The sequence below is a fragment of the Streptomyces sp. NPDC101151 genome, assembly GCF_044768335.1.
Classification (GTDB): domain Bacteria; phylum Actinomycetota; class Actinomycetes; order Streptomycetales; family Streptomycetaceae; genus Streptomyces.
Genome location: NZ_JBIWPP010000016.1, coordinates 14,740 through 40,547, shown reverse-complemented (window position 1 = coordinate 40,547; position 25,808 = coordinate 14,740). Strand labels below are relative to the sequence as shown.

Sequence of the window (25,808 nt, the reverse complement as noted above, 5' to 3'; positions counted from 1 at the left end):
GCTAAAGTAAACGTCGTCGCCGCGGCAAGCAGCGACATCGGGGTGTGGCGCAGCTTGGCAGCGCGCTTCGTTCGGGACGAAGAGGTCGTGGGTTCAAATCCCGCCACCCCGACAGTGAAACACCAGGTCAGGCCCGGTGCTGAGAAATCAGCACCGGGCCTGCCTCGTTCTCCAGGGGCTCTCTGGAGAAATCCTGGAGAAGATCTTGGAATCTGCCTCCAGACCAACGCCCTGCTAGCGAGCTTTCAGCAGCGCATCCAGAGCAGCCACGGGCGAGCCGAGGCTCATCATTCGGCGCGCGTCTAGCGCTTCCTCCCACATCCCGGTGAGCGCGGTCATGAGCGCCTGCCGCATCCCTGGCGTGATGTGGTCATAGCGCGACTGGACGGAGCCGTCCTCGTGGCCCATGCGTTCGTCCATGAGCTTTGGCGGGGTCCCCACTTCCCTCATCAGGGTCTTGTGAGTGTGGCGCAACCCGTGCGGAGTAAGCCCCGGGGCGATCGGCACCCAGCACACCTCAGCGCGCTTGGAGGCTCCTCGCCCGCGTGCAGGGATGCCAGGCCACGGCTCAGCAACGACAGGCACTGGCCGCTCTTCCTGACTGCCTCGCCCGGGATACCGCCCTGTCGCGGCTGGTCGAAAGAGCCACGTGGCGAAACCGGAGCGCCGCCAGTGAGCAGCCAACTCCCCCGATGCGGCGTTGCGGATGTACCCGAGATCACTGATGGCTTCCAGTACCTTCAGGCGAGTCAGCTCCGCCACAGCATCAGGGCGGTTGAGGACGTTGGAGACGGTGCCGGTCGATACGCCGCAGCGGCGTGCCACGTCGACTAGCTTCGTCCCGGGGCGGCTTACGGACCCGTTGGCGGTTCCATGGCCGCGGAAGACGTAGGCCAGTCCGTGGCATTCGCAAGGCTTCGGTCTCGTCCGGGCGACGTGGCCGGCAAGCAGCGAGGCGAGGAAGCCCGGAGTGTCGATGTTCCGGTAGGAGTCGTCCTTGGGCGGGCAGCGATGCAATTCGCCCGTGTCCAGTTCGTAGAGCTGCCACTCTACGCGGATGGTCTTCGGTCGGACGAACTCGGGTTCAAGACCAACGATTTCGCCCCAGCGCATGCCGGTGTAGCCCTTGACGATGCCGGCAACAAACTCGTCGTCGCGGCCGGACAGCAGCGCCATTCTCTCGGCGAGCAGCAGGATGCCGAGTGCGGTCGTGACCGCCTTCTCCGGGCCACGGTTACGTGAGCGGCCAGCACGTTTCCCTCGTCCACGGCGCTTGGTTGCCGGATTGGAGTCGCGTAGCCCCTCGTCAACAGCGTCGGCAAGGATCAGGTGCAGAGTTGCCCGCCACGTCTTGATGCTGGATGCCGCATAGGGCACCGCGCGTTCATGCTTCTCCCACGCGGCAATGTCGGTGCTCAGGATGTCGGCAACGGCGGAGTCCTCGAATGCGGGGAGCAAATGCTCTTCGATGTGCCGCCGGTAGTTCTGCATGGTGGATGCCGCCAAGTCCTGTGCGGCATACCAGCGGTTGACGTAGGCACCGAAGGTGATCCGCTCACGAGGCGCCTTCTTCGTGCCGGCCAACAGCTTCGCTTCTTCGGCGTCAGCTGCCTTCTTTGCCGCGGCCTTGGTCCGGAAGCGGATGGCATCGCCATCGGCATCGCGGACAGTGGCGTACTTGCCTGGCGCGAGCTTGTACCGGCCGCGCCAGTAGCTGCCGAGACTCTCGGCATAACCCACCTTGTTCTCCTGTGAACGGGTGTGCCGCCCGGCTGAAGAGCCGGGCGGCACACGGAATTAGGCTGCGCTGGAGTGCGGTTGGCCGCCTTGCGCCCTGCGTGGCGTCCTTGCTTGCAGGGAGGTGACGGATGCCGCCGTTGTGGTCGACCTGCGCCGTGGTGCTTGTTTTGCTGGCACAGGAGCGTCATGGCTTTCGGCGGGGCGGCTCTCGAAGATGCGCATGATCTCGGCGAAGTGCTCGGCTGTGAACCGGTAGCTCCCTGCGGGCTTGGTGAAGGGGATGCGTCCCCTGCGAGCTTGTTCCTTCACCCACCACTCCGAGCAGTGCAGGGCCTTGGCGATGTCGCTGGGGAGGTAGACAGGGGGAAGTGCCGGGGGTTCCAGTCGCGGAGCGCTCATGTGGCGGTGACTCCTCACGAGGAAGCGGGATCCGGTGACAGAATTGACAGAACCTCGCCTGCAAGCCGCTGAACTGCGGTTTTAATGCGTTTTGGATCTTTGACAGAACTGAATTAATTGCTGACAGAACCTCGCCGGGGGAGGTTCTGTCACAGGACTCCCGACGGCGCTGCCGGGGGTTCTGTCGAGTTTTGATTCAGTTCTGTCAAAACCGCGATCATGGTCGTTCGTGCAGGTCAACGGCTTGGGTGGGGGGTTGTGTCAGTTCTGTCAGCGGTCTGGGGGTTGTGTCAGGCTCCGCGTGCGATGCGCGGGTGGGTCTCGTAGCGAGGCGAGGGCGGCCGGCCGCCGCGACCGGTGCGCGGAGGCGGCGGTTGCTGGCGGATCCAGCCGTGTTCTTCGAGCAGGGCAAGGGCGGGGTCCAGGTCACCGATGGCGGGGAACTCTGCCCGGCGCAGCATCCGGAATAGCTCGCGCTTGGTGAACTGCGCGGGGTTGCTGGAGACGAGCTGCGCGAGGACGGTCACCGCGGAATCGTGCGCGGGGTCGGCGCTCATGACGCTGAACACGTCCAGGGCGTGCGCGGTGAAGTAGACCCCCAGCTCGGTGGCGGCGGCCATGATGGACGCCTCGATGGGCTTGTGCCACCCGTCCTCGGGGTGGGCGGCGAGGTGTAGGAGTCCGGCGATGCGGGCTACGGCGCCGTCCCGCTTGGACGCCCATTTCACGATCGGTGCGAAACTCCCGTCTGGACCGAGACGCGACTCGGTGACCTTCTGGAAGGCCAGCAGGACCGCGTCGGCTTCGGGGGTGAGCTGGATGAGGGCGGGGTCGGTCCAGTCCGCCAGGGCGAGCGTCAGACCCGCCAGGTGCTTGGCGTAGGTGGCGGCCACCTGCTCGTCCAGCAGGGCGGGGGTCAGGCTGCGGGAGCCGACCAGGGACAGGGGCTTGGAGTAAAGGAACCGGGCGAGGAGCCCGCGCCCGTCAGCCCCGTCGATACGGCTGAGCGCGTCCAGGACTTCCGGCTGCACCGCAAGGCCGATCGTGACCGCCGGGGAGTCGACGTGCTGGGCACTGCGCCCCTGCCGGTTGACCCGGAGCATGTCTCCCGCGTGGCCCTTGAGGAACATCCCCATGTTGGGCTTACCGGTGTAGCGGCCGGCGATGATGTCGAACAGCTCCCCTTCGGCGCTCAGGCAGGAGATGCGCCCGCCCTGCTCGTCCAGGAGAGTCCCGACGTTTTCCGGCGTCACGTCGTCCGCGACGAGTTGCGGTTCGGCGGGAACCCGCATCTTGTCGGCGTCCTGGGCCAGTTGGACGGCTTCGGCGGTCAGGGTGTCGCGATATTCGGGCTCCGCGTTGGCCGCCTTGCCGGCGGCCTTCTCGGCTGCTGACTTGGCCAGCCTCGCCAGGGTCTCCGCCTCCGCCCTCACGGGCCCGGAGAGTTCGATCAGGGCCTTCTCCGCATCGAGCAGCGGTTGAACCATGAGGTCGAATACGGCGGACTTGCGGTTGCCGGGAGGCAAGGCGATGGCGGTGTAGATGTTCACCGGCTCACGCCAGTGACCGCGTACGCACACCTTGACCCGCCCACCGGCGGCGGTAGCGAGAACCGCCAGAGCCAGGCATCCGGCGAGGTCCGCCGGGGTCTGGGTCTCCTCGGCGACACCACGCACCATGCCACCCAACCAGGCGGGCAGGACATCCACGGGGAAGTCCGGGAGCGGCGGACGGGCGCGGAGGGGAACAGGCTCGTCCCAAATCGGCACCAGGGGGCCGGTGGGCGGTTCAAGGTCGGCCGCTAGACCGGCCCACAGATCGTCGCTGCTGTCGACCGGTTGTGCGGTCATGGGTTGATCGCCTCCTTGGGATGCGGGGGGGGTGGGCTCGGTGAAACAGCCGCAGCCGCCCCAGTCCTCGGCGTCTATCTGCTGGCCGGTGATCCGCGAGCGCAGCACGGTCAAGGGCAGGGGAATGGAGACGCCATCGATGCGGTCGCGCAGGATCGCCACGTCTTTGCCCAGGTGGGCGCGCAGTGCGTTCTCCTGGCGTTCCTCATCGGCGTAGCGGGCGGGGTTGGTGGCGTGCAGCAGCGCCCATTGGGCCTGTCCGCCCCGGACACAGGCACCGCCACAGTTGTTGTGCGGGAAGCCCTGCGCATAGAGCCGCGGGGGTTTGAGGCCGCGCGCGGCGGCGCCGCGCAGGAGGTCTTCCTTGTCGAGATACGGTGGCTCACACAGCGGGGCGAGCGCTGTCCACGGCTGATAGGCCGCCTGGATTGCGGGGAGCCGGTGGGTCTCCGACCAGTCGATGCCGACATAGACAGCGCAGGTCGCCGGGTCGGTGTTGGCCTCCAACCACTGCCGGCAGGGGATCTGCTTCAGGTACTGGCTGCACGGGGCGATGCGACTGTTGCCGATGATCCGGCGGTCCCTGAAGACCTCCCACGGGGTGCGACCGTCGGCAATCTTGACTAAGCGGGCCTTGAGGCTAGCCGCGGCATCGTCCAGGAACCGGTACAGGTCCGCATCTTCGACCTTGGTGTCCGCGAACAACAACACGACTTGCTCGGGACCGTGTTCGTCGACGACGCGCTTGGCAGTGGCCCACGAGCCGATCCCGCCACTCATCATCACCACGTGCCGGATCTCCGGCTTCACGACGCCCTCCTTCCTTCTTGGCCGTGGTTCAACAGTCGGCATGCGGTGCGGTGTTCTCCGTGAGCGGTGATCAGTTGCAGGACGGCGGCGCGGCCGATGGCCTGTCGCTCGTAGCCGCAGGTACACCAGGAGCGGGCGGAGGGGGTGACGCTCCAGGACGGCGGCGCGGTGATGTGGAGCCAGGCCACGGGGCGGCGCCCGTCGTCCCTGCACGGGTCAGGGCGAACAGCAATGGGGACGCCTTCGGCGACGCCCTTCGGTTCGCCCACGGCCGCAGCGTCCACAGGCTGTGGAGCGGCGTGCAGCCTGTTCGGGGTGTTGGTAGGGCAATCCAGGGCGGGGGGAGTCGGCGCTGTCATGCCGCCTCCCGTGGTGTGGCATGGGCCATGACCCAGTCCAGGGCGCTGCGGATGGTGGTGCGGCACTCGGCCGGCGGCAGTCCCGTAGCCTCCCCCGCCCCCTGGATTGCCTGCTCCACCACGTGCCGGGGAATGTCGCCCCACGCCACGAACCGGGCCACCTTGCATGCGCTCTCGTGCAGGGTGTTGTTCCGCCCGTTCGGCCCGCCCTCGGTCGCGGCGGCAATGACGGCACACTCGCGTTCCAGGGCGGTCCTGGCGGCGCGGGTGCCGTCGTGGACCCGGACGGGCACCGGAGTGGACCTGTCCGGCTCCACGAGCAACGTGGCGAGCCATGAGGGCAGTTCGGCTACGGGGGCGTCGTGGGCGACTTGGTAGGTGCCGTCGGGGGTGGTGCTGCAGGGGGCGACGACGTATCCGCCCCATGCGCGGGTGTCGATGTGCGGTCCGAGACGGTTCGCGCTGCACTTCAGCCGCATCCCGGTGGGGGCGATGAAGTAGAGGTGTTCACCGCGCGCGGTCCGCACCCGGTAGGTGTCCGGGAGCACCTGCCCGGCGCGCTCGCAGAGCGCTTGCAAGGAAGTCGCGCCGTCAGGCGCTCCTTCTGGCTCTTCTGCCTTGACCGGGTCCAGGTCGATGACGAGCAGCCCGGCCGGGCCGGTCGCGATCCCGACGTTGTAGGGCCGGTGAGCCCACGCGGCATGGATCAGTTCCGGGTCGGTGGTGGCGCGCTCCTCCGGAGTGCGGTGCCTGTCAGCGCACCGCCCAGTGCCGGGGCAGGCGTGTTCGGCGTGCCCCGCCGGGCGCTTACTGCGGGGGTGGAGCGGGATGACGGGCCAACCGCGTTCGGCTGCTGTGAGGGCGGACGCGAGCAGCGGCAGACACTGCAGGTCGGCGCTGGGAATCGTCGGCGGTAAGTCGGGCACTCGCCGGAGCGGTGCGGGTTGGGTCATGCTGGGAGACCTCCACAGGTCATTTGGATGGCAGGTGGACAAGGGCGGCCCCGCGTTCTTTGGCGAGAGGTGGGGGCCGCCCTTGGCGTAGCTAGCGGTCGGCGGGCAGGTACCAGGGCCAGAGCGTCATGCCATCCACCTCGCCCGCGGGGCTGCTGGTGTGGCTGTGGCGCTCTTCGGCGGTGAGGTACAGGCGGACGTTGTGGCCGTCTCGCGCCGGGTGCTGCCGGACGGTGCCCGTCACGAATTGGCGACCAAGAGCGGTCGTAATGCTGTCGGCGTCGGCGGGGTCGCAGACGATGCGGATCGCGAACATGAGAGCTCCTGTCAGCTGTGGAGTTCGTTGCGGGTGCGGGCGATCAGGCCCCGGGTGTGGGTGGTCAGGGAGGTGTTCTCCTGCAGGACCGGGCCGGTGTAGTGGTGGTGGTGTTCGGTGTGGACGGTCTTGAGGGAGCGCAGGGCCGATCCGATGGCGGTGACGACGGCGGCCGCGGCGGCGATGGGCAGGGTGACGAACAGGACGCTGGTGAGGGAGACGGCGGCGAATCCCTGGCAGGCGAGCCAGAATCCGCACCCGCCGCCGACGCACGCGGCGCCGACGCCGATGCCGGCCACGGCGGTGCCGGCGGCCCATGCGGGGATGATCCGGCGGTCCGGCTGGAGAACCGGGGGCGTGCTGCCGTAGGCGGGCAGGGGGCTGGTGTCGCGGTAGGAGGTGGGTTGCTGGGGCAGGGGCCGGTAGGCCTCTTCGATGATCCGCCGGGCTTCGGCGGTTGCTTCGGCGTCGGTCAGGCGAGGGTTGGAGTGGACCGGGCCGGGGGTGTGCTCGGGGTGGGTCATGACACATTCCTCCGGGTGAGGCGCGGGCCCGCGCGAGCGCATGCGTGGGCGGGCCCGCGAATGGGTGTCAGGCGGGTGTCAGGGGTGTCAGACGGGGGGCGTCACGCGTTTCTGACAGCGGGTTTGCCTAGGGTTTTGGGTGTCAGGCGGGCGTGACGGTGTCAGGTGTCAGGCGGCCGTCAGGGCGGGGACGATCCGCCACCTGCCGGTAGCGTTCGTCGGCTCCAGACGGCCGTCCAGAGCGGCTTCCTTCAGCCGCTCCGACACCCACGGGCGGGACAGGTTGTGGCGCTGGCACCAGTCCATGAAGTCCTTCGGCCCGACGATCATCTGCCCGTCGGACTCGAACTCCTCCAGCGCCCGCGCAAACAACTGCCGGGCCTCCTGCGGGGAGGGCTTGCGGCCGCTCTCCTGCCCGAAGATCGGGGTGTCGTCGCCGTCCTCGATAGCGGGGAGTTCGACTTCGGGGTTGATGCCGGCGTCCTCGGGGTCGATCAGCGGGCCACCGTCGTCCATGCCGTCCTCCTCCTGGACCGCGCGCAGCGTCCTGGGCTGCTGGGCACCGACCGCGGCCCGGCCGGTGTAGGCGTTCCCAGCGACGCTGGAGGCGGCGCCGGCGGTGACGGGGTCGGTTGTGGCGCCGTTGCGCTGTGCCCACTGGGCCAGCAGCTCCATGACGGGCACGGCCCGCTGGGTAAACCGCTGCGTGCGGCCCGGGGACGCGTACCGGTCCTCGGGGATGCCGGGTGAGACGACGTAGCAGTAGCCGGGCCGCCGGTTGCCCCACGCTCCAGGGTGCGCGCCCGCGGCCAGGACCTCGTCCGGCAGCACGAACCCCTCGTCCCGGGCATCGCAGCCCAGCGCGATCACGGACGGCAGGGATGCGCGGGTGGAAGTGGACATCTGGTCGTAGGAGGGCCGCTGGAGCGAGACGATCACGGCGATGCCCGCGGAGCGGGCTTCCTGCGCGATGCCGGTGAACGCGTCTTCCCCCATCACGCGCAGGGTGTTGGCGGCTTCCTCGAACCAGGTGACCAGGAACGGCATTCCCGGGCAGCCGCACGGCCGGCCGTCGGGGCGGCAGGTGTGCTCCGGGTCGTTCTGCTGCTCGGCAGCCGCGGGCACCCACTGCCGGTAGCTGTGGACACCCAGCCAGCGCGTGCGCGCCGGGATCGCAACCTCGACCGCGGCCACCATGACCTCAGTCGGTGTTCCACCCTCCACGGCCCAGTCCATGCCGGGCCGCAGCGGCGCGAAGTCCTGGAACGCCTTGGGGTCGGAGAACCACACGATCACGTCCCGGCGAGACAGGATCTCCGTAAGCAGGTTCAGCGCTGCGTCGCCCTTGCCGGAGCCCGTGCCGCCCGCGATCAGTCCGTGTGTGGAGTTCCGACCTGCCTCCGGGTCACCCGGCAGCCACATCACCAGCGGCGAGCCGTCGTCGTAGCGGCCGATCACCAGCGGTTCGGCGATCGAGCCGCCCACATTGGACGGGCCCTCCCACTCCACCACCTCGGCCAGCATGTCTTCCGGCACGATCACCAGCTCACCGCGCCGGGAGGAGCCGGGGTCGGGGTTGTAGCGGACCGCGGAGGTGGGCAGGTCCAGGGCGGATGCGATCCGTCCCAGGCTCTTGGTCACGTCGTCGTTGGTCTGTTCCCCTGCCTCGACCGCGAGCGGCGCGGTGACCCGGTTCGGCTCGACCTTCGCCGCACCGAGCTGGGCCCGGGCCAGTCCGACCTTCTCCAGCAGGCCTTTGTCGGAGCCTTCGCCGCTGGTGGCGTCGGCGCTGTGGCGCAGGACCATGCGGATGTTCCACGACAGGGCGAGTGCCGGCCCGCCCATCAGGTACAGGTCGTCGACGGGCCCGGTAGTCGGGCCGGCGAGGCAGGCGGCGGTCAGCCAGGCGGAGCCTGCAGCCACGGTGATGGCGGAGTGCAGGCGTCGCTGCTGGCTGGTCGACTTGCCCGCCCACCAGGTGGCCCCAGTCAGGGCTACCGAGGCGAGGGTGAGGCCGACACCGGCGGGAGCGCTGTCGGCCCACCGCCAGTGCCCCAGGGCACCTGCCACGCCGGTGCCGATCCAGCCGAGCCACGGGGGAAGGTGGGGCTTGGCCCGGTGCAGCAGGTACTTGCCCACACCTCCGGCATCGGAGCCGCCCTGGAGCTGGGCTTCGAGCAGCTCGGCAAGCTGCCGTTGTGCGTCACGTTCTGCCATGGATCAGCCTCCTTACTGCTGGGCCCAGTTCATGACCGGCTGCTGCGGCCTGCGGGCGCGGTGACGGACACGGTTGATCTCTTCCTTGTATTCCTGCTGGAAGGCCGAGTAGCAGGCCGCCGCGTTCTTCGCCGCATCCCGCAGCGCGTCGGAGGACTTCTGCATCTTGCGGGCCACCTTCGCGGCGCGCAGGCGCGAGCCCAGCGGGCGGCCTTCCGGGTCGGGTACGGCGGCAAGGACGGCCTTGAGGATCTCGGCCCCCATGGACACCTCGAAGGACAGCGTCACCGCAGCCGCCCGCAGGCTGTTGCAGTACTCGCGAAGCTGCGCCGGTGTCGTGAACTCCGGTGCCGGCAACAGCCCCTGGCTGGAGCCGTTACCGCCGTTCCTAGCGGCGGGTACGCCGTTGTTGGTCTTGCTGGCGTTGACGTTGACGGTCAAGCCCGGGGCGAACCAGGTCTTGCTGTTCGCCGTGCTCTTGGCCTGCGAGCCATTGGCTCCCGCGGCGGGGGTGGCCTTCGTGTTCGCCATCAGATGGTTTTCCTTTCGGGTCAGAGCGAGCGGCGGACGAACAGCCATGCGGCCTGCGCGACGAGCCAGCCCACCAGCCAGATCTGCTCCAGCGGCCCGGCCAGCGGTCCGAAGCCGGCGGCGAGCGCCATCCAGCCCAGCGCGAAGGTGGCGGTCACGACGGCGGTGATACGCCAGCGCAGCGTGCTGCCGCCCCGCGGCCGGCGGACCTGCAGGAAGCCCAGCCACGCCACCGGGCCCGCGGCGACGGGAGCCAGCAGGAGACCGGACCACCAGGCGATCGCGTGCAGGATCGCGGTCACGGCCAGGGCCAGCAGGGCGAAGCCAGTCGGAGCGAGGGCATGACGGAAGCGCCACAGCATCCGCCCCACGAACCCGAACGCCTCCCGGGTCAGGGAGGGCTGCTCGGGGACGACGACGATGAACGGCTGCGCGCCGCGGCGGCCACGCTGCCGCGGGATACGGACGGTGTGGACACCCGCGGCCTTGGCGCCGCGGGCACGGGTACGGCTGGACACAGCGAACTCCCAGGGAAGTTGAAGGGGGGCGATCAGGCGGCGCGCTGTTCTTCGGCGGCCAGGCACAGGCCACAGATGCCGTTTGAGGTGGGAATGCAGTAGCCGACGTCGAGTCGGCAGCTCGGGCACGTGCGGCGGGCAAGCATCGCCAGCGCGAGGGCGCCCCACTTGCGGGACGTCATCGGCCGGACCGGCTTGGCCAGCTCCTCGCGGTAGAGGTAGGCGACGCGGGGCATGCCACGCCTGCTGTTGATGATCATGAGCTGAGCAGCAACCGGCTGACCGCCCGGCCGTAAGCCCCGAGCGCGGAGCTGCCGGCGGGTGGCATAGCCGTCAGGGGCCATGCGCCACGGGTAGGTCGGTATGCCGTAGCGGGCCCCGTTCGGGTCGAAGCACTTCGCATACGCGGTCGGCATCAGACCACCGCCTCAGCCAGCGCGTCTGCGTTGGCGGTGTGGCTGGCGTCGCGGAGTTCCTGGTAGCGGGTGGAGACCCAGCCAACCGACCAGCCGCACAACTCGGCAGCCGCCCGCACCGCGAGCCCGGCCCCGAACGCAGCCTGGATGGTCGCGCGCGCCCGCTCCTCGGAGAACTTCTCGATCGCAGGTCCGGCAGCCAGCAGGGCAGCGCGTTCACGCTCGGCCCGCTGATCGCGCTCGGCCCGTTCACGGCGTTCACGCTCAATGCGCTCTTGCCGCTCCCGCTCGCGACGGGCAACCTCTTCCCGCTCGCGGCGTTCATGCTCCAGCCGAAGCTGTTCACGCTCGCGCTCACGGCGTTCACGCTCGGCCTGTTCGGCCCGTTCCCGGGCTTCGGTGCGCTCGCGCTCCTCCCGGTGGGCCCGCTCTTCGCGTTCGGCTTGCTCACGGGCCAGACGGGCTTCGTGCTCACGCTGTTCACGCGCCAGCAGTGCGGCGTGCTCGCGCTCCTCGCGAGCCGTGCGGGCGGCAGCCTCGCGCCGTTCGGCGGCGGCCTGCTCGCGGGCTTCCCGCTCCGCTCGCTGTCGCTCCTCCAGCGCGGTGACCGCGGCAACGATGGCGCGCCGGTAGGCCAGGCCGGTTTCGGCGGTGACGATCAGCAGGAGCGGGGCGACCGCGTGCACGGCTACGCCCACCCAGTCGTTGTGCAGGGCGGAGTCCGCGACGTTCAGGGCCAGGGTCATGCAGCCGGTCATCCAGCGCAGCACGATCGGCCATCGGCCGCCATGCCCCCCGAGCCGGGCCAGCACCGCATCCAGCCGTACGACGATCACAACGGCGGCATCGACGACCAGCGGCAGGATCGGCGCGGTCCAGTCCCACTTCTCCGGGGTGTGGGCGGCGGCGAGGGGGGTGACGGTGAGGATCGAATACAGCATCGCGCCCGCGACGATCAGCCATGTGCCGGCCGACAGGGCGCGCTCGGCTGAACGGATCTGAACGGCGTTCACGCACCCGCCCCCGTCCATGAACGCACCCGGATCGCGGCGAGCAGAGTCACCGCAGAGGCAGGGTCATCGGGGTCGGCGCTGTACTCCGTCCACTCCCACTCGGCGTCCGGTACCGGCTCGAAGCCGAGCACGCTGAGCGCTTCCGCGCGCTCCGTGAACGTCGGCACCGGCACGGCCCGATCGAAGCCGTGCTCCGGCCACGGGGCGGTGGTGTTCAGCAGGACAACGTACAGGCGCCACCGGCCCCTGAACACGGACATCTGCGCCGTGAACGTTTGCACCATCACGCCCCGACCCCCGCGGCCGTGGCCGACAGGTTGGCCAGCTCCACCCGCGCGGCCATCGCCCGGCGGCGGGCCCGGCGCAACCGGCGCTCGTCCAGCTCGGTCGGGGTGCGGTCGAGAGTGGCGATATGCGCATCCAGCAGCTCGATGTCGGCGAGGATGACCGGCATCTCGCACTCGATCGCATCCAGCTCCGCACCGGTCGGCTCACACCACTCCGCGAAGGCGGTAACAGCATCCTGAACAGTGACGATATGGCTCATTGGGTCGTGTTCCTTTCACAGGTGGAACGGCCCGAACAGCGCCCCCGGAGCTGCAACTCCGGGGGCGCACGCCGTTGAAGTCGGAAATCCGGCTCCCCTCAGCACTGCTCGTACGAGACGAGCAGCGGAGGCAACCGGCCGCAGGGAACTGCGGTGGATGGGTGGTCTCTTTCGGGGACGCGACTGCCGGATCAAGGAACAGCTCGCTCGGGCCCCGTTGCAGGCAGAGACCAGACCTTTCGGTCTGCCATCCGGACTGACAAGGGATCGCCTGAAACAGACGACTGTCCGGTGCCCTCGGCCCGCTCTGTCCCGGGCCCCTTGACCTCGACCAGGCGCGTCGAGATCCAGCACCCGGTGATCCGTCGAACCGACCGGCCGGGCACATCCCTAAGGTTCCCTAGGGTTCCATGCGGTGTCAAGCGGTAAGGTAGGGAACCTCAGGGAAGTGACACGAGGGAGCAGGCGATATGGCAGGCCAGGCCGACAATCGGGCGCCGTACGCGAAGATTGCCGCCCACTACACGGAGCTGATTACGTCTGGTCAGCTGGAGCCAGGAACACTCTTGCCGAGCATCAAGAACCTCGCGGAAGAGTGGAAAGTGAGCACCGCTACCGCTGAAAAGGCCCTGCGCAAGCTGCGCAACGAGGGACTTGTGCGGGGGATCCACGGGATCGGGACGGAGGTCCTGGACCAGCCGGCTCCGATGTCTTCGGGTTCCCAGCGTCAGGACCGGGGGCGCCGCACCGGGTCTAGCTGGGGAGCAGGCGAAAGGTCCGACTCACACAAAGCGGCTGTGGTGCCCGCGCCCGCCGAAGTAGCCCAGGCGCTGGACATTCAGCCCGGCTCCGACGTGATCCGCCGAAGCCGGGTCTACCGAGACCGGCACGGCATCGTTGCCCACAGCACGTCATGGATTCCCGCTCGATACGGGAAGCTGATCCCCCAGCTAGCGGCAAGCGAGCGCCTGACCGGAGGTACCTCGCTCCAGCTCATCGCCCAAGCAACCGGCCACCCCATCAGCCACCGCATCGACACAGCCTCAGCCCGACTGCTGACGCCGGAGTACACACAGCTCTTGGAGCTGGACCCCGAACACCCACCGACCGATCCAGTGGTCGTCATGACGGCAAAGTTCGTGGACAGCGAGGGGAACATCGTGGAGTACGGCGTGGACCTTGGCGGCCCTGGCCGGACATGGCGCACGGAATCGGAGGTCACCCCATGACGGTCATGGATGACACGCTCACGAACGTGCTCGAAGACCGCCTAGGGTCACTGCTTGCCGCCCGCAGGGCTGGCACAATCACGCTCGAAGGGGAAGCGGAGATGGCTGCCATCTCCCAGACCATGGCGAGACCGATGCCACCACGTCCACCGTTCTGCGTCCTGATGGCCGGGCTCCCCGGCTCCGGCAAGACCACGCTCTCCCGCTCGCTCACGGATCGCGGGTTCGTCCGTCTGTGCCCAGACGAAGAGATGTACCGCCGGCACGGCGTCTACGGGGTGGACTTTCCCCGAGGCGTCTTTCCCACCCTTGAACGTCCGGTGCTCGAAGACGTGGCAGTCGAGCTCAGGGAGCAGCTCAAGGCCGGCCACGATGTTGTCGTTGACCACGGCTTTTGGACTCCGGAGGATCGGGCCAAGTGGCGAGCCATCGCCACCGACGCCGGAGCCACCCCCGTACTGGTCTATCTCGCGGCCAGTCATGACGAACTCTGGGCAAGGGTCAGCAAGCGGAACGAATTCCACGCGGACGATCCGAATTCGATCTACTTCTCAGAGAGCGACCTCCAGCGGTACCGGAGCCGGTTCATCCCCCCTCAGGCGGACGAACCGCACCTCCTCTACGCGGGTGACGCTGTGGACGTGATCGCGGCCATGGAGGCTTCCCGCCCCTGACTCTCTACGGACCTTGGGCGCAGGTCAGCCCCCGCGATGCTCCGTCTCAGTTCCCACAAAACAGCACTGGGGCAGCTCACCGGGGCCGTTGTGAGCGAGTGAGTTGGCCACTGTGAGCGTCCTAGGTGTGCCGTCTCATGAGGTTGGTGCCACGCCCGCGCGTACACAGGGCCTTATGACGGCACCCACTACGCGCACTGTGTGATGGACCGTCGAGGACGCGCAAGCCGTGCCGACGAGGGCGGGCTCGCTTGTTGTACTGGGTCGATGGACGCAGCCCTAGCCACTCTCGTGGTCGGTATCGCAGGTGTCGGCGGAACCGTGACATCGGGTTACCTGGCCCAACGCGCCGGCCACCGGGCGCTGCGCTGGGAAGGGGAACGCCAGCACCATGACAACCTCCGCAACTGCTACATCGGCGTCAACAGCCGAGCACGCACGTGCCGTTACGCACTGGCCGACTACGTCCAGGCCATGGCGAACCGGAGCTTGACGGACGAGATCCGCGAGAGGGCCGCCACCGCGATGGACGCCCATCGGGTCCAGTACGACGAGGCGCAGATGCTGGTCTCGGACAGTGTCCTTGCTGAGGCGCGCACCGTGAACGACAAGATCAGCGTCCTCTACGGGTTGCTGCGACGCATCGACTGCGGCGTCCCTCAGCCAGACGACACCATCGAGCTGGCCAAGCGTTTGCTGAAGGATCTGTGGCCCCATTTGAGGTCCATGCGGGAGGCCATGCGCGTGGACCTCGGCGTAAGCGGTTCACGCGGCGGGCGAGAGCACGGGAATGAACGAGGCTGAACGGCTGCGAATCACACCCTGACCAGCACCAACAGACCTCGAAAGCGAGTGTGGCGAAAGTCGCCGAAGGTTCCATTCCCTCCGCTACCGCTGAACAAGGGCCCCGTCTCGCGACGGGACCCTTCGTGCTGGGCCCGAACCCTCAGGCAGGTGCTGCTCACGGGGGTGCTCAGGGTGGAATCAGCTGTAACGACGCAGTGGCCAAGGGGCACGCTCGGGTCAGGCAGGGGCGGTCGGGTCGACGGGGGGACAGCTCAAATGCTTGAATCGAACGCATGAGCGAGTTGCCTCCGGATCCCGTGCGCCTGCGCGCGATCCTCGCGCACCTCGAACAGCGGCTCGCCGACAACGACACTGTCGGCATCTACCTGCGGCTTCAGCACGAGGTCGTCAAGCGAGCGCTCGCGGCAGCCGAGCAGCAGGCGCCGGGCAGGCGGCAGCTTCCCTCATCCGCGCGGCCAGCACTCGAAGCACCCACCGGCAGGCAACGGACTGGGTACGTGATCGACCGTCTGCCCACCACCGACCGGACCACAGCCTTCCGGCGTCCACCTCGACAACTGCAGACAGGCCAGCCGGCTCGCCCAGCCAGCAGCCGCCGCCGCAGCCCGCGCCGCTGTGGCCGACGGGCTCGAGGCGTGCCCGTTCTGCCGGCCCGACACTCAACTCGGCCTCTTGGACTAGGCGCTCCGACTCATCCCAGCGGGATAAGACTTTCCCTAGGTCATTCAAGGCCCGCGCACGGCGCTGGCGCGCGCCGCCTCTGCGGCGCGGCCCGCCTCCTGTCTCCGCCCGGCTGACCGCGCCCGGCGGCTGCGGGCATCAGTTCAGGCCTAAGTCCGCACCTGAGCCGTAATAGGTACAGGAAGCGCAGAGAGCACTTTGAATTCCGCCTGCGCTAGCTGGTAAACCGGAAGTCCAGACAACGACGTCACGGTCACAAGGAGCGTAAAGTCCACCGGCGCTGCGCCACGAGTGAGTACGCCACCAGTTCGTGTTAAGTATTCGATGTCCAGCCTGGGAAGCCAGAGGCTACTCGCCTGGAGACGGTCCTGGCCCTGCATCACTGTTTCCCACTTGCCGCCGCGCCGTCTGCTTGCCTCGGAGGCTTTAGGCCCTACTTTCTGGGAGCGAGAGACTGGATTTTTGCTGCGGATCCAACCGTCTTCTTCCAGCTGCGCGGCCCTTTCGGCTTCATCGCGAATGTTCACCTTGACGGGCCGAGAAGAACCCTCCGGGTCACGGAAAGAGTAGACAGCGGCATGCGGCCGGAGTGTGAACTCCAGACCCGACTCCGTATACTCAACCGCCTCAGTAGGATCGGTGGGAGACGCATAGGCAAGCGTCCACCTCACCTTTACCTTCCCCCGCTGCAGCCCCTCGGGGACAGGAAGCTGGAATCCCAATATCTGGTCACGCTCGACCGATGCTTGGTACATGGCAGTCACTTCATTGCTGTCACACCAAAGAGCCGAAGCGTGGTCGCTTATGAGCCTTCCGTGTCCTGAGTTGATGTTGGGATCCGCATGCGACTCTGCGAAGTGGACAGCAAACGCCTTCAACGCTGATGCACTTGCCCGATCACCAAGCTCTTTGCTCAAAACGGCTAGCTCGTGCGATACCACGGGCGCAGCATAGCTCGTCCCGCAGTCGAACGAAATCCTTCCGTCCGACCTCAGCCTAGCGAAAGGCAGTTGGTCGTCACCGCCGAAAGCAACAACACTCGGCTGTATCAATGCCCCAGGGCGTCCCGGGCCCACGGCACTGTATGGGGCCCGAGACCACATAGCCTCTGGATATGGGCGATCGCATGCACCCACGCTCAGGCCATTTACCATGTCTGCGGGCACCATTATGCGATCGTCGCTTGAGTCACCGTTGTTCCCGACCGCGACTACGAAAAGGATATCTCGCTCGTAAGCCAAACTGTCGAGAACAGCCGTCCATCGATGTGGCTCGCCGTCGTCAACCGTAACCTCTGGACCCAGACTGAGGTTCACGATCATGGCGTCTTTTTCAGCGACCTTTTTCTGAATCTGATCCAGAAGCCAGTACAGCTCCGTACCATCATCAGGCGGGCCCGGGATGCAACGGTAATGGGTAGCTCTGACTGACGGCTTCGGCAATCTTTGACCTGGCTGAACGTTCCCGTAGAGAACGGCACCAGTGACAGCGCTACCGTGCTCGATACAGCCATACTGCGGGGATTCACTTGTCAGGTGCACCTGTTGCGCGGAACCTGCAAAATAGTCTCCGCCGTCCTCAATCCCGGCATCGAAGATCAGGACTTCCGGCGCGTTAGGGTCGGCCGCTGGAGGAGCGGGTCGCCCAACTCTGGGAGCCGAGCGAAGAGGCGAGGAGGGTACGGGACGGATACGCGGCATGCGCCGGATAGAGCGCAACGGGTTGAATGCAGCGGCCTGTTCTGCCAGATCCTCGGGAAGGAATACTGGGACGAAGGTCAAACCACCAACGACATCACGGCGAGTGGCTGCAACCTCGCCACCCAAACTCGAAATATATTCTTCAAATTTACGAAAAAGTCGAGCAGTAATCGGATGACGGCCCGAGCCAGGAGTGTCTGGATCCGGGTGAAGAACCGCCTCATAGACTGCACGAGCGTGGCCCGAGTCTTCGACATCCGCAGAAGCGCCGCGAAAAACCTCTTCACGACGAGGTAGGCGTATCTCAGAGAACTGGCGCAGTTCTTCCGCTGCAGCCCTCTCTGCCCGGTTTAGTTCACCACCCTCAAGAATATTCGCCAGCCGACTCAAGCTTGCGTCGTCACCAGCAACAATTAGAGACTTGGTTGGGACATCCGGCGTAGTCCCGCTCCGCAGCGTCAAGTCAGCCGTGGCCGGCCGGGATCCCAAGGCTGTGAGTCCCAAGAGTTTGACGAGACGATCCGGGAAATAGCTATTGGCAAGGAAGTTGGGTAACAGGGTCGCCTCGAAGACCACGTGATCCGCCCGCAGCGCGGAATCAAGCCTAACTGCGGAATCTCGGAGTGATCGCGCCTGAGGCCCAAGGATCTCCCTAGTTTCTTCCACAGAGTACGGATAGAACTTATCGCCTCCACCGGACACGCGGTCAACCATCTCGGACATTTGCTCGCCTCCGACGAGGATTCGCCCGCCCGACTTCTGATTCATTTCCCCCCCAGGATGTTTCTCTGTTACGCCGTCGTCACTTTTCTCGCGCAGCTAGAACGCGGCTTACAGTCGGATGACTCACTCCAAGGATTTGAGCAATCTTCCGCTGTGAATACCCGAGAGAATCATGCGCTACGCGGATCACTCGAGAGCGGACTTCCGTGTCACTTTTTGACTGATTTCGCAGCGAGAACATGGAATAGTTTGCCATGCGTTCAGCAAAAGATGCCAGATTCGCATCCTCAATAATTGCCTCGCGCGCAATGCCATTCACAAGCTTTACGATATCGGAATGCGATGTCCCGTCGGTTGCGAGCGCAAGAAGAGAGGTGTATTCCGCCTCTACGCTTGAGCTCGCGATGACAGGAATTTGCGCCAGGAGAGCCCTCCGTTGCTCGTAGTCTGGCATCGGCAGTTCGATTTTCACATCGAAGCGTCTAGCGATAGCCGGATCCACCAAATCCAGATGATTGGTTGCGGCAATCAAAAAGCTGCCAGCAGGCCAACGGTCGAGCTCCAGCAGCAGGACATTGACCAGTCTCTTCAGTTCGCCAACGTCAGTGTTGTCATCTCGCCTTTTAGCCAGCGCATCAAATTCATCTATAAAGAGAACGCATTCTGTTTCGGCCGCATAGTCGAGGACCGCCCTCAAATTGCGCCCAGTCCGCCCCAGGTAGCTTGACATCACAGATGCCAAGTCCACGACAACCAGGGTCTGCTTCATCTGCTCAGCAATGTAGGAAGCAGTCATGGACTTTCCCACTCCCGGCGGACCGCTCAGGAGGACGCTGCGAGAGGGCTGCAGCCCCACTTCCATTAGGCGCTCACGAAGTGGTCGCTCGGCGACGATCCTGTCGACTTGAGCTCTGCAAGCGTCATCCAGTACAGGCCCAGCGCCGATAGCCATCTCGCCCAGGCGTAGCAACGCTTGATTGGTCTCTGGATCTCGTGGCAGATCAGCAGTGGCCGGCGGTGTCCAGGCGACGTCTGATGCTGCACCCCCACGCAAGGGGGATCGCTCGGGCATCGTTGTGAGCAAGGCCCTCAACTCTGCCCGTAGTGCGACAGCATGACCTGAGCCAGTCGGCGGCTTTCGCATCCACCGTCTACACAGCTCGCGCGCAGCTCGCTCGTCCGCCTCCAAGGCAGCCGACATCAGCTCCAGAAGCGCTCGCTCTGTCTCAGTGAGACCCATCCAGCTGCCATCCTCCGGCTTACTCATGCGCGAAGGTTACCAACTAGTTTCTCCCCCTGACCAGGCCATACACGTCAACTGGTACAGGTGATTCACTCGTAGCGCCTACATGAACCACCCCTGAGCTGGGGTGTTCAGCGGATCCAACGCGCCTTCACCTCGAAGGTCGAATCAGCCTTCACCTTGCCTACTAGGGGAACTCCCCCCTCACCGCTCAGTGATACCCCGAACCGCACCTCCAACTCGTTCGGAGCTGAGTCAGCGAAGCGTTCGCGGATGGCCGCCGATACGTCCTCACAGGTTTGGACGATGGCGTCTCCCACCTGACGAAGGCTCGTCAAAGCCTGTTCGGGGGCGCCTCGCCCTCGGAGGATCTTCGACTGGTCAAAGTTATCGACGGCCAGGGGAGTTACTTCGACCAGGAAGATCGAGTCACCGCCATCGACATTGACCGCTTTATACACTTCCACCCCCATGTGAGCCACACGTGATGCTTCGATGATCTCGTAAATGTGCTTGTGGCAAAGGTGTTAGGCGAATATGCAGTCAAGGCTTGGCCGGTTTCCTCTGTTTGGCTGGAACACATCGTTGCACTAGGCGCGCAGCGGCCTGCATTCAAATTTGGCACCGGAACAGTCAGACTCCCCTTCACCAGGCTCCGCGTACCGGGACTCAGCTGTCATGGGGGGCATCCCGGGTGAGCTGGGCGAGAACCAGCGCACCCTTGGCATGTATCTCTAGGCTCGGTGAGTGTCTAACTGCGTGACAACGTCGACGCACAGCGGCGAACAAGCACGGACGCCTACGGACCATCAGCGCAGCTGAGGGGCACACCCACCCAAGGCAGAGTCCCCACCCGAGTTACTTCGGGATGAAGCGGCTGCGGGTTCAAGGCCGCGGGAGGTGGCCGGTGAGTCGTCTTGGACGACAGTCTCAGTTGCTGCTCACTCCGGGAGCGTTTGCGCTTGTCCGCCGGCGTCCGGGACACCCGCTGACCTGGCAAGAGATGATCCAAGCGGACGTCCACGGACGCTCCCGGACCAAGATCAGACAACTCGTAATGCGTCGTCGGCCGTGCTTCGAATGTGATGCTGGGCTCCAGGCGACATCGTCCAGGACGAGGCTGGCTCTCTCGCCGTCCTCCGTCGTGACGGGGAGGCCGCGGTGCGGCTCGCGCGTGGGTAGAACTCAAAAAGTGCCGTCGCAGAAGGCTTGATGGCGCTGGCGGGCGGTGCGGAGGAGTGCGGCCGTGAGCCGGCGGCGGTCGCTTCCGCGGGTTTTGAGGGCGTGGCAGTTGGGGCAGAGCGCGATCATGATTTCCGGGATATCGGCGCCGCCTCTGCCGAGGTCGTTGACGTGATCGACTTCAAGGATGGGTGCGCCTGCGTCTGTGCGTTCGGTGGAGTGTCCGAGGCAGGTGGGGTTCTCGCACGTACCGCCGCTGCGGATGATGACTGCTTCGCGTGCTGCGGGTGAGCGGAAGTAGCGGTCTACTTCGGTCCGGCGTGATCTCTGTGTGCGGCGCGAGGCCGTTCGGCCGGCGGCCGCGGCGAGTTGGCGGTATCGATCGAGGTCGCTGAGGACCTCTGCGCCTTCTGTTTCATCGAGGGGGGCATTGATCGTGTGGTCGTGTACGAGGCCGTCGTCTTCGGCGAGGGCGTCGAGGACATGCTGAGGCCAGGTGTGGCGTAGGGGCGAGGCGACGGGTGCGAGGACCCAGGCGAACTCCCGTCGCATTTTCCCGTCCTCGCCGCGGCCCCAGCGGCGGTGGCATTCGACGATGACGGCCCAGGATTCGAAGGCCCACTGTCCGCGGTGGGGTTTGTGCCAGTAGCGCAGAGCGCGCTGCTCTGCCTGGTAGAGCAACATGGACTTGTTGCCGCCGCGCATGTGCTGGTCGCCGGAGAGGCCATCGCCGGTGTAGGCGATGAAGTCGGTGCCCTCGATCTGCTTGTCGGCGTAGGGACCTTTGTCGTCTGAGTAGGCCGTCAGGATGCTGTCAGCCAGCGGGGTGATGCCCAAGACACGGTTACCACCGTAGGCGTCAGCGATCGTGTCACGATTGCTGAACGGTTCGCCTACTCGGGGCCGCAGGGACGTGTCGATACGGCCCGCCAGCAACTGTTCTAACCCCACGGTCGCCAGCAGGCCAGGCGGCAGGGGGTTAAAGAAGCGCAACAGCACACTGCCCGCGATCCACGCGGCAACTTCAGCGTCCTGCGAGAGCAGTTTGAAGTCGTCCTCAGGGAGCCCAGCGAGTGGATCCGCCTCGTTCAACGCGGCCAGAGTCGGTCTACGCCCGCCACTTGTGAGCGCCAACCCCTCGATCTCGCCGACCTCCCACAGGCCGTTACCGCGCAGCGCCCAGAACGGATACACGACGCTCTGGGCGCCAGCGGGAGCTCCCGCGTATGTCGTCAGCAGGGGTGCTACGGCGTCGCGCAGGGTAGACCAGTGATGCTCGCCGCGCCCCTGAAGCGCTTGGCCGATGGCCCACAGCAGGAGCAGGGGTCGGTGCAACGCACGGCCAGGGCCCCGGGCTGCGGGGGAGAGGCCGCCCACCCGCTTGGTCAAAGATGCTGCACCGTCCGTCACTTGAACCTCCGCGAGAGACCATCCGTCAGCACTCGATTGGAGCACGAGGCACTGACAACGAGCAGCCTTCGTCGGTCCGCTACGGGGGGCAGGGGAGCTCACGGTGTAAACAGCGACTGTCGTGCTCCTTACCGCGAGGAGCTTGGCCTGCGAGACTACGTGGCGACGCTCTCTCAAAGAGAGTGAAGGAACAGGTAGAGCGTCGAAATAGTCACCTGGAATCGGATCAGTCACAACTCACATTGCCGTCGCTGCTATCCAGCGAGGTGGACCGGTAGATCCAGGATTGAAGAGGAATTCGCTGCGAGCTAGCTTTTGCGGGTAAACATCGCTGCCACCGTAGATACCCCAGCAGCCGCACTGAGTGGAATAACGGCGCTCGGAATCATGTAAGCAAAAACTCCGGCCATGGCACCGAGTATGCCAACACGGAACTCTGGTCGACGGGTTAGACTCTTGAGCTTTTCTCCTGTGCCACCCGGTTTCAACTCCATACCCCTTCTATCACGCTAATGTCACTTAAAGTGATTTCCTTCTTGGGTGGAACGCCAAGCAGATTCAGGCAGTGTAGAGATATCTGACGCCCACTGTGGTCAGGCTTTATGTCGGACCGCATTCTGGATCCGCACACAACTCAGGGGTCTTCAGAGTTGGCCACCCTGGGATGACTGCGACTCCGGCCTTCAGGCCGAATCTGAAGGCGAACTCGTGTTCCGATGAGGGTGCCACTACCAGTGCTTGAGAGTCGGGTGCCTCTACATCTAGCATCGTCCAGCAGTGGCCGCCGGGACTCTCAGCGAAGATGACACATGCGACCTCGGGTGCTGCTTCCTCCTGGAGGAGCATGCTGTGCACATGGCGCGTGGTTTCTTCGGGACAGGCATGGCGTTGGGTCGGACGCCAGGGGATTGGCAATTGATTCACATCCCAGTTGCCACGCCACTTTTCTACCCCAGGCCACCCAACTCGCATGTATACGTATTTATCCCAATGAACTCCAGTGTTGATTTCCAATGGAATAGCCTCAATGAGCAAGCGATGGTAAGAAAGGTCGTTGGTGGCAAGGGTCAGTCGGCGCGTTCGGCCGCGTCCATCGCGCACTGTGCAATGGAGGAATCCCCAACCTGCGGGAGACGGCGCCAGGCTCGCATTGGCGCAGAAACTCTCGTATGACGTCTCCATCTTTCGCGCCGTCTCGGGGCACATCTCGGAGTACTCCCAGGCGTGGACGTCGACCAGTTCGACGCTCAACTGCATGGGGGATGTCGTGTGGTCGGCCGAAGGTACTGGCTCGCGCCATTTGCTGAGGCTTGCCGCCGCGGTAGTCGCAAGTCGGATGCGTCGGCTAGGTGGTTTCTGCTGCATGTCGTGCAGACTTCCGCAAGTTCGAGGGCAGAAGCCAGTGCGGTGTCAACGGTGGAGCGCTAGCGCCTGGCGCGCATCCTTAGCAGCCTTGAACTGGGGAAATGAGACTCGATTCAGTTGGAGCATCGCTCTTCCAGGGTTCACTCGAATGGCGTAATGCGTTACCGTTTCGTGATCTGACTGCCGGCCATGGGAAGCGTCGCTAGGCGGCTTGAGGCAGCCCAACTCAACGGCCGTGGAGAAATCCTGGAGATGATCTTGAGATCGGGGGCACGAAGCACCAACGTAGACCGACACACCCCAACGCCCTGACCTGCGCATTTGCCACGAGCCGCAGCTCGGCGATCTTCCAGGGCCTAATTCGGGACGAAGAGGTCGTGGGTTCAAATCCCGCCACCCCGACGCTGGTCAGAGGGCCTGGTGTGCAAGTTGCACCAGGCCCTCTGTCGTGCCTGGGGGCCAAACAGGGGGCCGAACGGAGTTGATCAGAGGTCTTCGATGTCAGGACTGCGGGTTCGTCCACATCGGGTCCTCATCCGCTGGCCGCCCGAGCGTTCGGACTGAACCGTGCAGGCGTCGACTTGTCTGGTGGCGGACAGCGTGGACGACAGCAGCGCGGGCGTTCTCCACTGGGCGGCGCAGTTCTAGCCACGCGTCCTGTCCCGTCTGGCCACCGCGCATCGCCCAATCGACGCGCCAGAGCGTTTCATCAAGGGCATAGGCCGCGTCTACTACAGGTTTGGTGCACACAAACGAAACCTCGGTCAGCGCCTGGTTCCACGACGCCCAGGCCAGGTCAGGACTCTCAGCCCGGTGTGTACGCGCCAGAGAGTCGTAGAGCAGGGCAAACTCGTCCATCAGGCGCCGGCAGGCAGCCAACTGCGTTTGGTGGGTCCACTGACGATCTCCACTTCGGGCAGTAAGCCAGGCGCCGAGCATGACGCCGATGAGCGCAAAGCCGCTGTTAAGCAATGCTGAGACCACGTGTCCGACACTCCAATCCCCGCTCTCACTGACCGAGGGCATTCCACCCGGACACGAGATCGCGCCGTTCTTGATGCCAATCTCCATGGACGCAACCGCGGAGGAGGCCCGATACAGGGAGCGCCACGGCGAGTGCCGAGCTATGCGCTGGACGGTGAGTGGATCCCGCACCCAGCACTGCGGGCACTGCTGCCCACCTCCTCCCATGGGTAAGGAACAAGCGAAGGCAATCGCAGAGATCCTTTTCGGCCATAAGACCAGCAAGCGGGATTTGGACGACTGAGACCTCACACTCACTTGCGACCATACCGTTCGCCGCACTCAACACCGCGACCACCAGCGCTACTCGACAGCCGTTGTGCAATGCCCGACCTGTGGGGAGCGGCGAGGCGTGGTCGAGGCCGTGCGCGTCGGCCCCACGGAGGACCCCGACGGCGAGGTCCAGCAGGAGCGCTTGGCTGCCGAGCTTCCGGGCAGCTAAGGCGAAACTGGAGCGTCAGCGCAAGGCTCGTTGCAGACGGCCTGAATCTGGTGCGGTAGCGGGTCCAGCACGCGGGCCTCGAGTCTCCGGCGGCGGCGCTCTAGCGATTTGCCAATCGCCTCCGGGCTGGAAGCCAATGAGCAGCGAGGTCAGCGGCCGCAACACCGTTGCCGTCCAAGAGGAGACTCGCGACGGCGGTTTAGCCCTCTGATGGCAGTCATATTCAAGGGGTTCCTGCAGTTGCAGACTGGTAGCAACTCTCAGCGATCGAGGAAAATCTCCTCTTCCTCTTGGTCGCTGCGGAGTCCATCAATTCCAGCCACCCCAACCTACTGACGCTCCAGTATTCTCTCCCGATCTCCCCCTGGAAGAAAGATTTCAGGTTGACCCTTAGCTGGGCATCATTTGCGTCTTTGAGGAGGTAGGACGAGAAATACCACGAGAATATAAGATTGGCAAAGAGTAGCTGGCTCCGCCTTTCTGCTGACACTCCAGGAAATGGCATGCCGCCCCAGGAAGCCTGCAGTGCGGGATCATTCATTGACATAATCACCAGATCTCGGTGGCGCGACCTCATGGCCTCGTCTTGCGCAATTTTGATCTGCCGCGATTGATAGGCGAGCGAAACTGCAACGATGGCGAGGGCGGCGGCCGAGATGGCGACGGAGATTACCGAGGTGATCTGATTCATGTTGTCCGACCCTTCTTGGCGGCCTCTGCCAGGGTGGGCTGCCCACCCGGTCGAACCTTTTAAACAATCGCACTTACGTTCGAAAATGTCGATCTCCCCGGGGTAGCAAGTACAGCAGCGTAGGACGGCACTCCAGCCGACCAGCCTGAACCGACCGTGGCCCCGGTGGCTCTCACCAGCACCCGCAGATGCCGCCCCACCGACCCCAGCCGCCGCCCGGTCACGGTGACCAGCTGCGTCATGCTCGCGGGAGTCCCGAGCAGCACCGGCAACCCGGCCCACGCAGTCCCGATTAGTTGCCTCGACCACGTCGCCCGACCAACCATTGCGGTCCACCGGTCTGTCCGGCGAACTGTCATGAAAGATCCAGGCTAAGTTCAAGGGTCACGCCTTTAGATTCCTTGATTGAGTAAAGAGATCATTAGGTGAGCGATGTTCCTGACGC

Annotated in this window: 21 protein-coding genes, 1 tRNA gene and 2 pseudogenes; 5 read left to right on the top strand and 19 right to left on the bottom strand. The window is 65.4% G+C overall.

The annotated features are described in order from the left end of the window. Positions 1-38: 38 nt before the first annotated feature. Positions 39-112: transfer RNA gene (locus tag ACIRU3_RS26615), tRNA-Pro, on the top strand. A gap of 122 nt (positions 113-234) precedes the next feature. On the opposite strand, the gene ACIRU3_RS26610 is transcribed toward ACIRU3_RS26615, so the two are convergent. From ACIRU3_RS26610 to ACIRU3_RS26555, 12 genes are all read right to left on the bottom strand, one after another. Then, positions 235-1,740: a tyrosine-type recombinase/integrase gene (locus ACIRU3_RS26610; RefSeq protein ID WP_404060884.1), complete on the bottom strand. Its 1,506-nt coding sequence runs from the start codon at positions 1,738-1,740 to the stop codon at positions 235-237. 689 nt (positions 1,741-2,429) lie between these two features. After that, positions 2,430-3,989, bottom strand: coding sequence for a YfjI family protein (locus ACIRU3_RS26605; RefSeq protein WP_404061264.1), 1,560 nt, complete (start codon positions 3,987-3,989; stop codon positions 2,430-2,432). 1,165 nt (positions 3,990-5,154) lie between these two features. Continuing rightward, positions 5,155-6,111, bottom strand: coding sequence for a bifunctional DNA primase/polymerase (locus ACIRU3_RS26600; RefSeq protein ID WP_404060881.1), 957 nt, complete (start codon positions 6,109-6,111; stop codon positions 5,155-5,157). Between the two features lie 91 nt (positions 6,112-6,202). Next, positions 6,203-6,427, bottom strand: a complete 225-nt coding sequence (locus ACIRU3_RS26595) for a hypothetical protein (protein ID WP_404060879.1) — start codon at positions 6,425-6,427, stop codon at positions 6,203-6,205. Positions 6,428-6,438: 11 nt separating this feature from the next. Continuing rightward, positions 6,439-6,951, bottom strand: coding sequence for a hypothetical protein (locus ACIRU3_RS26590; RefSeq protein WP_404060876.1), 513 nt, complete (start codon positions 6,949-6,951; stop codon positions 6,439-6,441). 168 nt (positions 6,952-7,119) lie between these two features. Next, positions 7,120-9,168: a plasmid transfer protein TraB gene (gene traB / locus ACIRU3_RS26585; protein ID WP_404060873.1), complete on the bottom strand. Its 2,049-nt coding sequence runs from the start codon at positions 9,166-9,168 to the stop codon at positions 7,120-7,122. A 12-nt stretch (positions 9,169-9,180) separates the two neighbouring features. Continuing rightward, positions 9,181-9,699, bottom strand: a complete 519-nt coding sequence (gene traA / locus ACIRU3_RS26580) for a plasmid transfer protein TraA (protein ID WP_404060871.1) — start codon at positions 9,697-9,699, stop codon at positions 9,181-9,183. Positions 9,700-9,719: 20 nt separating this feature from the next. Next, positions 9,720-10,217: a hypothetical protein gene (locus tag ACIRU3_RS26575; RefSeq protein ID WP_404060870.1), complete on the bottom strand. Its 498-nt coding sequence runs from the start codon at positions 10,215-10,217 to the stop codon at positions 9,720-9,722. Positions 10,218-10,249: 32 nt separating this feature from the next. Further along, positions 10,250-10,633, bottom strand: a complete 384-nt coding sequence (locus tag ACIRU3_RS26570; RefSeq protein WP_404060868.1) for an RRQRL motif-containing zinc-binding protein — start codon at positions 10,631-10,633, stop codon at positions 10,250-10,252. After that, positions 10,633-11,646, bottom strand: coding sequence for a DUF2637 domain-containing protein (locus ACIRU3_RS26565; protein WP_404060866.1), 1,014 nt, complete (start codon positions 11,644-11,646; stop codon positions 10,633-10,635). Before ACIRU3_RS26565 ends, ACIRU3_RS26570 begins: the two co-directional genes overlap by 1 nt. Next, positions 11,643-11,930, bottom strand: a complete 288-nt coding sequence (locus ACIRU3_RS26560) for a DUF6303 family protein (RefSeq protein WP_404060864.1) — start codon at positions 11,928-11,930, stop codon at positions 11,643-11,645. The genes ACIRU3_RS26565 and ACIRU3_RS26560 overlap by 4 nt, the downstream gene beginning before the upstream one ends. Further along, positions 11,930-12,193: a DUF6284 family protein gene (locus tag ACIRU3_RS26555; RefSeq protein ID WP_404060861.1), complete on the bottom strand. Its 264-nt coding sequence runs from the start codon at positions 12,191-12,193 to the stop codon at positions 11,930-11,932. The genes ACIRU3_RS26560 and ACIRU3_RS26555 overlap by 1 nt, the downstream gene beginning before the upstream one ends. Positions 12,194-12,663: 470 nt before the next feature. Between ACIRU3_RS26555 and ACIRU3_RS26550 the strand changes: the two genes are divergently transcribed. The 4 genes and pseudogenes from ACIRU3_RS26550 to ACIRU3_RS26535 all read left to right on the top strand — a co-directional run. Then, positions 12,664-13,422 carry a GntR family transcriptional regulator gene (locus tag ACIRU3_RS26550; RefSeq protein ID WP_404060858.1) on the top strand — a complete coding sequence of 253 codons (759 nt, stop codon included), beginning with the start codon at positions 12,664-12,666 and terminating at the stop codon, positions 13,420-13,422. Beyond that, a complete protein-coding gene (locus ACIRU3_RS26545; RefSeq protein WP_404060856.1) occupies positions 13,419-14,096 on the top strand; it encodes an AAA family ATPase in 678 nt (225 codons plus the stop codon). Before ACIRU3_RS26550 ends, ACIRU3_RS26545 begins: the two co-directional genes overlap by 4 nt. 267 nt (positions 14,097-14,363) lie before the next feature. Beyond that, entirely contained in the window at positions 14,364-14,900 is a 537-nt protein-coding gene (locus ACIRU3_RS26540; RefSeq protein ID WP_404060854.1) for a hypothetical protein, read from the top strand. A 537-nt stretch (positions 14,901-15,437) separates the two neighbouring features. After that, positions 15,438-15,584, top strand: a pseudogene (locus ACIRU3_RS26535) (DUF6233 domain-containing protein); the annotation flags it as partial. A 149-nt stretch (positions 15,585-15,733) separates the two neighbouring features. Here the strand turns inward: ACIRU3_RS26535 and ACIRU3_RS26530 are convergent. From ACIRU3_RS26530 to ACIRU3_RS26500, 7 genes and pseudogenes are all read right to left on the bottom strand, one after another. Next, positions 15,734-18,052 carry a S8 family peptidase gene (locus tag ACIRU3_RS26530; protein WP_404060852.1) on the bottom strand — a complete coding sequence of 773 codons (2,319 nt, stop codon included), beginning with the start codon at positions 18,050-18,052 and terminating at the stop codon, positions 15,734-15,736. Positions 18,053-18,086: 34 nt separating this feature from the next. Beyond that, positions 18,087-18,869, bottom strand: a complete 783-nt coding sequence (locus ACIRU3_RS26525) for an AAA family ATPase (RefSeq protein ID WP_404061261.1) — start codon at positions 18,867-18,869, stop codon at positions 18,087-18,089. A 512-nt stretch (positions 18,870-19,381) separates the two neighbouring features. Beyond that, positions 19,382-19,723 carry a CU044_2847 family protein gene (locus tag ACIRU3_RS26520; RefSeq protein ID WP_404060849.1) on the bottom strand — a complete coding sequence of 114 codons (342 nt, stop codon included), beginning with the start codon at positions 19,721-19,723 and terminating at the stop codon, positions 19,382-19,384. Between the two features lie 712 nt (positions 19,724-20,435). Next, the gene (locus tag ACIRU3_RS26515) at positions 20,436-21,626 is read right to left on the bottom strand and encodes an HNH endonuclease (RefSeq protein ID WP_404060847.1); all 1,191 of its coding nucleotides are present in this window, start codon (positions 21,624-21,626) and stop codon (positions 20,436-20,438) included. Between the two features lie 2,082 nt (positions 21,627-23,708). Then, the gene (locus tag ACIRU3_RS26510; RefSeq protein ID WP_404060844.1) at positions 23,709-24,278 is read right to left on the bottom strand and encodes a hypothetical protein; all 570 of its coding nucleotides are present in this window, start codon (positions 24,276-24,278) and stop codon (positions 23,709-23,711) included. 617 nt (positions 24,279-24,895) lie between these two features. Beyond that, positions 24,896-25,363 carry a DUF6082 family protein gene (locus ACIRU3_RS26505; RefSeq protein ID WP_404060841.1) on the bottom strand — a complete coding sequence of 156 codons (468 nt, stop codon included), beginning with the start codon at positions 25,361-25,363 and terminating at the stop codon, positions 24,896-24,898. 167 nt (positions 25,364-25,530) lie between these two features. After that, positions 25,531-25,659: pseudogene (locus ACIRU3_RS26500) on the bottom strand (transcriptional regulator); the annotation flags it as partial. Between the last annotated feature and the right edge of the window lie 149 nt (positions 25,660-25,808).